An 11,565-nucleotide genomic window follows, 5' to 3' on the forward strand; every position below is an offset into this window, starting at 1 on the left:
CTTCGGTCCAGCGAAGTCAGTCCGTTGTACACCATGTTGCAGCGCACATAGTCGTTCTGGTTCGACTGCTTGGCCGGATCGAGGGTATCGGAAGCGGCAGCCGTGGCTGCCGCCACGCGGATGCGCCCGCCGCGCCTGGGCGTCTGCGCATGCGCGCCGACCGCCGCGCCGGCGAGGCCGCCGGCCAGCGTGGCCTGCATGCCCCCCGCCAGCAGCATCTTCAGGACATCGCGCCGGGTGGCGCCGCCTTTGAGCGCTTCCATCATGCGAAGGCTTTCGCTGGGGCCGATAAAGTTTTCCAACTGGTTACGGCTATCGCTCATCGTCTGCTCCTTTGGTGCCGGGGCACGAGGACTGTGCCCCAGGCGGAATGCTGTTGACCCTCGGGCTTGGCCCGCAATTTCTCTATTCTTCGAAACCGACGACTGCCAGGATCGGCTTCAGGTGCTTCATGCTAGTCAACCCGCACCAGCATTTGTTTCCGTTGGGGGCTGCGCAACCGCATCCAATTGCAAAGCTGGCACCTCCGGCAGACGAATCTTTCAAACTACGGATAAACCCCAGCCTGTTTCAGCAGCCTGGCATCAGGTCACTTGGCATCATCCGCCGTGTGATGCGCTCATTCCAGTCCTTCCTGCGCTGCCTTGCCCTTCCCGCACGGCGAGTCGGCCGTCTCCATGCCCCCCGCCAATGCAAGCCGGCCACCGCCGTCCCGATGCAGCCGGCGCCACTCAGTCTCCCCCTGTGGCGCAGCCGCCAGAACAGCCAGTCAATACGGGACAGCGTCGTTGAGCGCTTGACGGACCCCGCGCCAAACAATCTGCTGTCTCGCCCCGCATAACGGCAGCGTTCTTCGTGGCGCCCCCACAATGCAGCACCATACCGCGCGCCACCGCCGCTAAGCTTGGTCCAAAGCACTTGGCTGCGCTACGAATGGATGCGAAGGACACCGCGATGACCCTGATCAATGACCTGCCCCAACTCGCTTCGCTTGACGCCGCGGACCGCGCGCATCTGATCCATCCCGTCTCGCCGTGGCGCCTCCACGAGCAGCGCGGTCCTACCGTACTGGCTTCCGGCCGCGGCGCGTGGTTGACGGATGCCAACGGCAATGAAGTCCTCGACGCGTTCGCCGGCCTTTGGTGCGTCAATATCGGCTATGGACAGGAAAGCGTGGTGCAGGCCGCCGCCGAGCAGATGCGCCGCCTGCCCTATGCGACCGGTTACTTTCACTTCAGCAGCGAGCCTGCCATCCGCCTCGCCGAGAAGCTTGTGCAACTCACGCCCGGCTCATTGAACCACGTCTATCTCACCCTGGGTGGCTCCGAAGCGGTTGATACGGCTGTGCGCTTCATTACGCAATACTTCAATGCCACCGGGCGGCCAACGAAGAAGCATTTCATCGCGCTGGAGCGCGGCTATCACGGCTCTTCTTCCACCGGTGCCGGACTGACCGCCTTGCCTGCCTTCCACCGCGGCTTCGACCTGCCCCTGCCAACGCAGCACTACATTCCCTCTCCCAATCCCTATCGCGCCAGCGACCCTGACGATGCCCAGGGAATCATCGACGCCTCGGTGGCAGCGTTGCGCAACAAGGTCGCGGCGCTCGGCGCGGACAATGTGGCCGCCTTCTTCTGTGAACCCGTGCAGGGCTCGGGTGGAGTGATTGTGCCGCCCAGGGGCTGGCTCAAGGCCATGCGTGACGCGGCGCGCGAGCTGGACATCCTTTTTGTCGTCGACGAAGTCATTACGGGCTTCGGGCGCACCGGCCCTATGTTCGCCTGCGAGGCTGAAGAGGTTGTCCCCGACATCATGACACTCGCAAAGGGCCTCACCGCCGGCTATGTGCCCATGGGCGCGACGATGATATCCGAGCAACTGTATGCCGGCATTGCCGACGGCGCTCCCGATGGGTCGCCAGTTGGCCATGGCGCGACATACTCCGCTCATCCGGTCAGCGCCGCGGTGGCCCTGGAGGTGCTGCGCCTGTATGAGGAAGGCGGCATCCTGGCCAATGGTCAGCGGGGCGCAGTGCCGTTTGCCGCGGGCCTGGATGCGTTGCGCAGCCATCCGCTGGTGGGTGACTCGCGCCATCGCGGCCTGCTCGGCGCGTTGGAGCTCGTAAGCGACAAGGACAGCAAGCGCGGCTTCGACCCTTCGCTGCGCCTGGCCGAGCGGATCGCGGCGACAGCCTACCGCAACGGCATTGTGTTCCGGGCCTTCGCCGACAATATCCTGGGCTTTGCCCCCGCACTGACATATACCGAGGCCGAGTTCGAGCTGATGTTCGCACGCGTGAAGAAGACGCTGGATGACGTGCTTGCAGCAGCAGACGTGCGCGCCGCGCTTGCAAGCTGATTGCGAACCGGCAGCGTCGACAAATCGATTTCCCTAGCCCCTTGCTTTCGGCACGACTGTTTGCCAGAGCCATCGTTTCCGATCTGTCGCTGAGACGCTCTTTCGACGTGCGACAGCGCCCCCAGCCCCCAGCGCTGTGCCGCAAAGCATCGCGTAGCGCCGCTTTAAAAAAGGCCCACAGGCATGGCAGCCTGCGGGCAAACGCCTCACAGTGAAGCAGGGACCGCTGAAGAAAAACGGACTGGAAATCGATTGCTAGGACGGACGGAAGATGGCATAAACCTTCGCTACATGCTCCCGGCTTTCCCAACTGCATTGCGCATGCTGTTCGACCAGGAAAATATCGCCCTCGGAAAATGTGCCGCTGCGGCCAGTCTCGTCCTGGAACGTCACACTGCCGGCCAACAGGTGCATCAGTTCGTAATGGATATACGGCATTGCACGGCGGTGGTAAGGCGTCGAATCCCAGGTGCCGCAGACAAATTGCCCGTCCTCGGAGCGATAATCGGTATGGTTGCGGCAAACCGGCGTCGGCGTAAGCAGAAACTCGGCCGGTGGCGTGCCGGATTGTTGCAGTTCCGGCGCCTGCGCGATTGGCACCAGTGCGCGCGAGCCAATGACGCTGTGGTTGTAGCGCATGAAAATAATGGTGACAGGCGCTTCGGCACGCCACGCAAACCCCGCATCGCGCAGTATGACGGCACTGTTGCCGGAACCGAGGGCGACCGTTTGGCCCATCTGCGTCAACGTCAGGCTGCCATCGCTGACGATGATGAACTCGTCCGCCTGCAGGTTAGCAACGGCTCCCGCACCAGCATCGAGCGCGATCTTCCCTACCGTGACGGGCCCGGGCGGCAAGTCGAGAAGCCGGCGGCTGGACAGGAATGCATCTTCGCCATCCCGCGCGGTGACCGGGATGCCCCGGGTATGGTCCCGCGCAAACTCGCGCAGATCGACAAAAGTCGCCGGGGTGGCGCGCTGCTGCAAACTCGACATGACTTGTTCCCGCGATCAATGAGATTGCGCTGCATAGCCTGTCCGCGCAGGGTCTCGGAATGAAGAAATTGGTGGCCAGGCACGGTCAGAGCACCATGAAAGCGTCGTCGCTCGTTCCTGCAACCCGAGTAGGATTAGACCACTACCGGATTTCCGGCGTATCGTGTTTGGGTCGGGTTTAAGGAAAGAATCTATGGCATTCGCCACGCACGGCGGCATATGTTGCTGCAAGCCTCGCATGCGCCCATTATGGGGACGCCGACCGCGCGGTACTCGCTGATGCACCTGCCGACCGTAAGCCAACGGTACGCCCATGGGCTTAGCAATTCATGCGGTCTGCCTCCGGCTTAACCGCATAAGACCCTCGTTACGCCACGGCAGCCAGATGATCGTGCGGAATCTCTGCCAGGCCGCAAAGCGGCCCCAAAGCTATGGCAAGATTACCTGAGTCGCCAGACCCGCCCGACGCGACGATGCCAGGCAATGCTGCCAATGGCGCCCGTAGCAAGTCACGGCGGCCGGTTCAATGTGCCAGAAAGGAAGACATCATGCCAAGCCAAGCTACCGTTGTTCCAGTAACCTATCGCGCGATGAGCGAGAAGGACCTGCCTGCAGCCTATGAGCTGTCGCAGACTATGCGCTGGCCACATCGCCTCGAGGACTGGAGCTTTGTCCTCGGCCTTGGCACTGGCTTCGTCGCCGAAGAGGCCGGTGCGGTGATCGGCACCGGGCTGTGCTGGAAACAAGGACAGCAGGCGTCGCTCGGGATGATTATCGTGTCCCCGGCGCACCAGGGTAAAGGCATCGGCAAAGCGTTGATGAAACTGGTGCTGGAAGCCCTGGGGGAACGTTGCACACTGCTGAACGCAACGCCTGCCGGCCAGCCCCTGTACGAGCAGCTCGGCTTTATCGCGACCGGCACGATCCACCAGCACCAGGGAACGTTGAATGCCGTCGCTAACGCCCCGTCCTTTCCAGGCGAAGCACTGCGCCCGTACGTCCCCGGCGATACCGAGGCCATCATTGCGCTGGGAAACCGCGCCACTGGCATGTCTCGCGACGAGGTCCTCAGGGCATTGCTCGCCGCTGGCGAGACAGTCGTGCTTGAGCGCCATGGCAAGGTCGCCGGATTCTCCATCATGCGCCGCTTCGGACGCGGCCATGCGATCGGGCCGGTGGTAGCGTCTGACACGGATCACGCGAAAGCCCTGATCGCCTATTGGTGCGGAGCCTACGCCGGCTCCTTCGTGCGCATTGACGTCACCGGCACGAGCGGCCTGCAAGGTTGGCTAGCGGAGGCAGGACTACTTCAGGTTGACACGGTAGTGGCCATGGCACGCCACGATGTACCGCAGACGGATAGCACGCTGCAGCAGTTTGCGATCATTAGCCAGGCGCTCTGCTAAGTCAGCACACCAGCAGCTATCCGGAGATTTTCATGCGATCTCTCATATAGCGACCGCCGGCTTGCGCGGCGGTCGCTGTTGAATCTTGCCGCGCCAGTCCATGCGCGCTTATGCAGCCTCGGCATTGAACTCGGACACGAACGCCGGCGCTGCTTCCATGCGATAGCGTTCATCCTGGCTGACGTAGTACATCGCGGACTGGCCCCGGCGCGCAAACGTTACACAACACGCATGCTCGAAGCGCCCGAAGCGCGTGACGCCGATCCCGGGCGGGTCCCTCCACTCCCATACACGCTGTTCCTCAATGCAGTCCAACACCCGATGCTGCGTCCGGGGATGCATGGATGAACTGAGCATCATGCTGATATAGCCGAACTCGCCCAGCGACGGGTAGCGTTGCTGCATTGCCGCCCATCGTCTTTTCGGGGACATTGGGGGAACATTGCCGCCCCCCGTATCCCGCCCGGGATTCCCTCCTTTCTCCGCGTTCATTTGCCTTCCGATATTTGTTGCAGGTTCCTGCCGGTTTTCAACCATGCGGGCTCGATACCGTTTCCGGTACGTCACGCATGGGATCCGCGGGCCATCGCGCGGCGGCCGGCCGCCTCTTGAAGCAGGGATACGTCGCGTGCCGGCCGGTTACGCTGACTTACTGTGCTTGCCTGAGTTGAACCAGGATCGAGGGATCCTCCAGGGTGGAGAGGTCCTGCGTGATCTGCTCCCCTTTCGCGATGCCTCGCAGCAGACGGCGCATGACCTTGCCGGAGCGGGTCTTGGGCAGGTTGTCGGCAAAGCGGATCTCCTTTGGCTTGGCGATCGGGCTGATCTCGCGCGCAACCCACTCGCGCAACACCTTCGCGAACTGCGCTGCTTCCTCCCCCTGCGGGCGTGCGCCCTTCAGGACCACGAACGCGCACACCGCTTCGCCGGTGGTGTCATCCGGCTTGCCCACCACCGCGGCCTCGGCCACGTCGCAGTGGGCCGCCAGCACCGACTCGATTTCCATGGTGCCCATGCGATGGCCGGATACATTCAGCACATCATCGATGCGACCGGTAATCGTGAAGTAGCCGGTCTTGTCATGGCGCACCGCCCCGTCGCCGGCCAGATACAGCTTTCCTCCCAGCTCTGCCGGGAAGTAGCTTTTCCAGAACCGGTCAGCGTCACCCCAGATCGTCCGGATCATGGATGGCCAGGGCCGCTTGATGACCAGAATTCCGCCTTGCCCGTGCGGCAGTTCGTTGCCGGTCTCATCCACCACCGCGGCCATGATCCCTGGCAACGGCAACGTGCATGAGCCGGGTTGCAATGGCATTGCGCCCGGCATCGGGCTGATCATATGTCCACCCGTTTCCGTTTGCCAGAAGGTGTCCACGATCGGACAGCTCCCGTTGCCGACGTTCTGGTGGTACCACCGCCAGGTGTCCGGATCGATGGGCTCCCCCACCGAGCCGAGCAGGCGCAGACTGGACAGGTCGTATCGCCCCGGGTGTACTGCCGGGTCCTTGCCGCTGGCCTTGATCAGGGAACGGATTGCCGTCGGTGCCGTATAGAAGATCGTTGCCTGATGCTTGCGCACCATGTCCCAGAAGCGGCCGGCGTTGGGATAGGTTGGTACCCCTTCGAACACAATCTGGGTTGCTCCTGCGGCGAGAGGGCCGTAGGCGATGTAAGTATGGCCGGTCACCCAGCCGATGTCCGCCGTACACCAGAATATGTCGTGAGGCTTGATGTCGAAGGTCCACTTCATCGTCAACGCCGCCCACAACAGGTAGCCACCGGATGCATGCTGTACTCCCTTGGGCTTGCCGGTGGAGCCAGAGGTATACAAGATGAACAGCGGATGCTCGGCCCCGACCCACTCCGGTTCGCAGGCTGCGGGCTGGGCGGCCATCACCGCATCCAGCCATAGGTCGCGTCCCGCAACCAGCGGAATGCTGGCACCAGTACGCCGGTGAACGACAACGTGCCTCACCGTTTCGCAACTGCCGGGCGCGAGCGCTTCATCGACAATGGACTTCAGCGGCAGGGACTTGCCGCCTCGCACCTGCTCGTCGGCGGTGATCACGGCCACCGCGCCGGCATCGATGATCCGCTCGCGCAGCGACTTCGCGGAGAATCCGGCGAAGACGACGGAATGCACCGCTCCGATGCGCGCGCACGCCTGCATCGCGGCAATGCCCTCGATGGACATTGGCATGTAAATGACGACCCGGTCGCCTTTGGCGACCCCCATGGCACGCAAGCCGTTGGCCAGCTGGCAGACCTTCGCATGCAGTTGCGCATACGTGATCCGCGTGACCAGTCCGTCGTCGGCCTCAAACACGATCGCCGTCTTGTCCGCGTTGCCCAGCTGCAGGTTGCGGTCCAGGCAGTTGTACGAAACGTTGAGCTGCCCGTCCTCGAACCAGCGGTAGAACGGCGCATGATCCTCGTTCAGCGTCCTGGTGAACGGCTTGTGCCAGCTGATGCAATCGCGTGCGTGCCGAGCCCAGAAGCCTTCATAGTCTGCCTCTGCGGCCGCGCAGAGGGCCTGATAGGCCGCCATGCCCGCAATGTTCGCTTGATCCACGAACTGGGCAGGCGGATTGACGAGCTCGAATTGCTGTTGCAGGGGTGCAATATCAGACATTGGCAATTCCTGTGGACGATGAGAGCGTGGGTGCTGCGAGTCAGGCCCGAATCTACTGTGAACTCGCAGCGGTCTGCTCACGAGCGGGGCCCGGATTCCCTTCCGATCCGGGCACCACGGCGGGTTTAGAACTTGTGGCGAATGCCGACAACGGCGCCAAACTGGTTGGTACCGGGACGCACAGCTTCGCTGCTGACGCCCAGCTGGTCATTGAACCCATTCACGCCGAGGTTCGACTTGCCGCGGTTCAGCGCGTACGAAACCGTGCTGTAGACGTCGGTTCGCTTCGATAGTGCATAGTCGACCAGCGCCACGAACTGCCATGGATTGCCGGCATTCGACTCTCGCAGATTCTGGTAGTAGGCAGAGCCAGCCACAGACAATGCGGGCGTAACCTGGTAGGCAGCGCCAAGCCAGGCGAGGTTCGACACCGTGTTGGCGAGGGCAACGCCCGGCAGGACGGCACCGTTGAACGCGTGCGCATACCGATACCCTGCATAGACCTTGGCCGAACCCACCGAGTAGGTCGCCGCCGCTGCCGCGCGCCGGATCAGGCTGTTGGTCGACAGCGCGGTGGCTGCCGAACGGTTCGACTGGTCATAGATGGCACCGAAGGCGAACGGCCCGGCGGCATAGCTTGCCGAGGCCGAATACGAACGTCCGTTGGTGAAATTCCCCGCGACTTCCTGGTTGTTGCTATTGAAGCTATACAGGCCGCTCAGGCTTAGTCCGCCGAACTTGCCCATGTACTTGACCGAGTTGTCGGCGCGCGCTCCGCCCATGTACGGGTCCTGTGCGCCAACCGAGTACCGGCTGGCGATGGCCATCGGGTCGTAGGTAACGCCGAAGTCGAAGAAGGGCGTAGTGTGCCGTCCGAACGTAACCTGACCCCACCCGGTCTGCAGGCCGACGTACGCGCCGCGTCCGAACAAGCGACCGCCCTGCGCCGAGGTACCGGTATCGATGTTGAACCCGCTTTCCAACAGGAAAATGCTCTTCAGTCCGCCGCCCAGATCTTCGACGCCACGCACCCCCCAACGCGACCCCGACTGGTTGCCCGACTGAATGGCCCATAGATTGTGACCCGCTGCGCCGGCGGCAACGGTGCCATTTGACGCTACGGCGTGGTTCAGGTACTCGAATCCCACATCAGCGACCCCATACAGCGTGACGTTCGACTGGGCGTACGCGCCGGAACCCACCAGCCACGCAGCTGACATGACCAACATTCTGTACTTCATGAACTTTTCTCCTCCGATTGATTTGATATACCCATCACATGAGATGCACCGGGCGAAGCGATTCTGCATTGATATTTCTTTAATTAACAATTCGCATCCTTCATGGTGTCGTCAATGCAACGGATTTCTATTTTTAGGCGTCCGCCTATTCTTTATTGACGTCTGATCTGCATCCGGGATGGGTGAGATTTTTGTTATTGGCGTTTACCGGCCAGCCTGCATCACCAGGTACAACGCAAGTTCGATCTCGTTTCGCAAACCGAGCTTGTTCATTGCGGAACACTTCTGAACGCTGATGGTCTTTACGCTGCGATTAAACTGTCGTGCAATATCTTGCAGCGGCAAGCCGCGTCCAAGCAGGCGAATCACCTCCTGTTCGCGCGGCGTGAGACGATCAGCGGATGGCTCGGCGTCCTGGGAGGAAGACCCCGCCAGCAATGCCTGAGTGGCAGGGTCCAGATATTTTTCGCCGGACAGCACGGCACGGCATGCATCCGCCATGCACTGAAGGTCAGTCGATTTTGCGACAAACGCGTCGGCGCCTCTCGCCAGCAATTGCCGAACCACACCATTCGAGCGCCCGCCCCAGAAGACTACGATCCTCGCCTGCGGTGACATACGGCGGATACGCTCCACCAGGCGCATGCCGTCAGCTTCCCCGCCATAGTCATATCCTGTGATGATGATCTCTGGCGGTTGGCTTGCGTGATGCTTCAGTACGGCGAGCAATCCCGCTGCACTGTTTGCGACCGCGATAACTGCGATGCCATGGCGTTCGAGGTATGGCACGAGCCCCGCCAGCACGACTGGATGGTCATCGGCAATCACCGCGGTTGCCTTTGCATTCATAGCGGACAGAAGATTTACCCGGCTCAAACTAAAGCACGAACAATCGCCCGATATCCGAAGCGCTTTGCGAAGCGTCAGTATCCCTTTGCCCGATCGACAAGCCCGATGACCGGCTCGCCGTTTTCATGGCGGCGCATATTGTCCAGCACAGCGATGGCAGCAGTATCCGGTCGGGTCATGCTTGCAATGTGGGGCGTGATCCATACCCTCGGGTGCCGCCACAATGGGTTGTCCGCGGGCAGCGGTTCGGGATGTGTGACATCGAGAATGGCGTCGCCGATTTGCCCGGAATCCAGCGCGGCCAGCAGATCCGCGTGGTTAAGTTGCTGGCCCCGCCCAGCGTGCACCAGGCCGGCACCCCGCGGCAAGGCGTTGAACAGGCGGGCGTCCAGCATGCCGCGCGTTTCGTCTGTTAGCGGCAGCAGGCACAAGAGGATATCGGTACGTGCGAGGAATGCGTTGAGTTCCGCCTGACCGGCGTAGCACGTCACCCCGTCGATGCTGCGTTGCGATCGCGACCATCCCGCACAGTCGAAGCCAAACGAGCGCAGGCGCGCCAGCACTGCCTGCCCCAGAGAGCCTAGTCCCAGCACTCCGACACGCCGCTCTTGCGCCAGTCGCACCTGGATGGGACTCCAGTTCGACTGCGCCTGTTGCCGCCGATATGCCGGCATGTCGCGGTGGAGCGCCAGCACCGAGAACACCGCATACTCCACCATGCCCTCCACGATACCTGGCTCGATCATCCTCACCAGCGGCATATGTTCCGGCACTGACTTCAGATTGAACTGGTCAACGCCCGCGCCCGTTGAGAACACCACCTGGAGGTTGGGAAAGCGCTGTGCGATATCCTCGGGCGGCTCCCACGCCGCCAGGTACCGCACCTGCGCGGGATCGCCAATATCGGGCCAGATGCGGAAATCAACATCCGCCCGCTCGCGCGCAAAAACCTTGGCCCACTCCTGGCCTCGCGCCGGATCTGCTTTGTAAATGAATGTGCTCATGTAGGGCGTCTCCGGTCTAAGAGCGGTTGTCGTTAAGAAGGGCAAACTACAGCGCGGTCTGCTTCACACAGGGAGCGTGCGGTAGCGAGACCGCCGCGATCATTTGAGGCACGACTCGGCGGCCGGATGACGCGGCGCTCCCTGGGTAAGGATCACGCATCGATCCACACGTTCTCGGCGAACATATAGCCCATCAGCCCCCCCAGCGGAATGGGCGACAGGCCCTTGAGCTTGGTCGTATGGGCGTCGATGCTCGACAGGAACAACGGGATGCCAATGCCAGCCTCCTCGTGCACCATCGTCTGCATGTCGGCATACATCTGCTTGCGCTTTGCGAAGTCGGTCTCTCCGCGCGCCGCAACCAACAACTGGTCGAATTTCGGGTTCTTCCAGCGCGACTCGTTCCACGGCGCATCCGATTTGAAGAACTGCGTGAAGATGGTGTCGGCGCTGGGCCGCGGGTTCACGTTGCCGAAGCCCACATGACTATTGAGCCAATGGTTCGACCAGTAGCCGTCGACCGGCATGCGCTTGATGTCGAGTTCCACGCCGACACGCTGCGCGGCTTGCTGCAACACCAGTGCGGTTTCCACCGAATACAGGGCTGCAGGAGACGTCACCACTTGTACCTTGCCGGACACGCCGGCTTTGCGCAGGTGGAACTTCGCCTTCTCGGGATCGAACGGCCTCTGCGGCAGATCCTTGAAATAGAAGCGGTTGGTGGGGTCGATGGGCTGGTCGTTGGCAACCACCGCATTGCCAAGCGCGATCGCTTGCTTCATCTGCTGGCGGTCCAGCAAGTACTTCATCCCCAGGATAAAGTCAGGGTTCGTGCCCGGCCCCACGTCCTTGCGCATGATCAGGTCGGAGTACTGGCCCGATTGCGTCGTCATGATGGCGTAGCCGGGGGTGCCCTTGACCCTGGACACAGAACGCGGGTTGACCATCGCCACCAGGTCCATGCCGCCGGACAACAGCGCATTGAGCCGCGCACTGTCGTCGGCAATGCCGATGAGTTCAATCTCGTCGAGGTAAGGCTTCCCGGGCTTCCAGTACGCGTCGTTGCGCACCACCAGTGT

Annotated in this window: 9 protein-coding genes and 1 pseudogene; 2 read left to right on the top strand and 8 right to left on the bottom strand. The window is 62.1% G+C overall.

Going from position 1 to position 11,565, the window contains the following annotated elements; genetic code table 11:
- Positions 1 to 323 (bottom strand): annotated as a pseudogene (locus IPF36_RS30405) (ABC transporter substrate-binding protein); the annotation flags it as partial.
- Positions 324 to 954: 631 nt separating this feature from the next.
- Here IPF36_RS30405 and IPF36_RS30410 point away from each other — a divergent pair.
- The gene (locus IPF36_RS30410) at positions 955 to 2,358 is read left to right on the top strand and encodes an aspartate aminotransferase family protein (RefSeq protein ID WP_195431888.1); all 1,404 of its coding nucleotides are present in this window, start codon (positions 955 to 957) and stop codon (positions 2,356 to 2,358) included.
- Between the two features lie 255 nt (positions 2,359 to 2,613).
- Here the strand turns inward: IPF36_RS30410 and IPF36_RS30415 are convergent, their stop codons facing one another.
- Positions 2,614 to 3,354, bottom strand: coding sequence for a cupin domain-containing protein (locus IPF36_RS30415; protein ID WP_195431885.1), 741 nt, complete (start codon positions 3,352 to 3,354; stop codon positions 2,614 to 2,616).
- A gap of 548 nt (positions 3,355 to 3,902) precedes the next feature.
- On the opposite strand from IPF36_RS30415, the gene IPF36_RS30420 reads away from it, so the two are divergent.
- On the top strand, positions 3,903 to 4,760 hold the full coding sequence (locus tag IPF36_RS30420; protein WP_133092895.1) for a GNAT family N-acetyltransferase: 858 nt from the start codon (positions 3,903 to 3,905) through the stop codon (positions 4,758 to 4,760).
- 108 nt (positions 4,761 to 4,868) lie between these two features.
- Here IPF36_RS30420 and IPF36_RS30425 read toward each other — a convergent pair whose 3' ends face one another.
- The 6 genes from IPF36_RS30425 to IPF36_RS30450 form a co-directional block, all read right to left on the bottom strand.
- Entirely contained in the window at positions 4,869 to 5,165 is a 297-nt protein-coding gene (locus tag IPF36_RS30425; protein ID WP_133092896.1) for a hypothetical protein, read from the bottom strand.
- Positions 5,166 to 5,409: 244 nt separating this feature from the next.
- Complete coding sequence (acs, locus tag IPF36_RS30430; protein WP_133092897.1) at positions 5,410 to 7,392, bottom strand: acetate--CoA ligase; 1,983 nt, start codon at positions 7,390 to 7,392, stop codon at positions 5,410 to 5,412.
- Between the two features lie 125 nt (positions 7,393 to 7,517).
- Complete coding sequence (locus IPF36_RS30435; RefSeq protein ID WP_195431889.1) at positions 7,518 to 8,633, bottom strand: porin; 1,116 nt, start codon at positions 8,631 to 8,633, stop codon at positions 7,518 to 7,520.
- 204 nt (positions 8,634 to 8,837) lie between these two features.
- Complete coding sequence (locus IPF36_RS30440) at positions 8,838 to 9,461, bottom strand: response regulator transcription factor (protein ID WP_243736772.1); 624 nt, start codon at positions 9,459 to 9,461, stop codon at positions 8,838 to 8,840.
- A 95-nt stretch (positions 9,462 to 9,556) separates the two neighbouring features.
- Complete coding sequence (locus tag IPF36_RS30445) at positions 9,557 to 10,486, bottom strand: glyoxylate/hydroxypyruvate reductase A (protein WP_195431886.1); 930 nt, start codon at positions 10,484 to 10,486, stop codon at positions 9,557 to 9,559.
- A gap of 152 nt (positions 10,487 to 10,638) precedes the next feature.
- Positions 10,639 to 11,565 (bottom strand): ABC transporter substrate-binding protein (locus IPF36_RS30450; RefSeq protein WP_195431887.1); only part of this gene is annotated, 927 nt, incomplete at its 5' end.

The organism is Cupriavidus sp. IK-TO18 (genome assembly GCF_015549295.1).
Lineage (GTDB): Bacteria > Pseudomonadota > Gammaproteobacteria > Burkholderiales > Burkholderiaceae > Cupriavidus > Cupriavidus oxalaticus_A.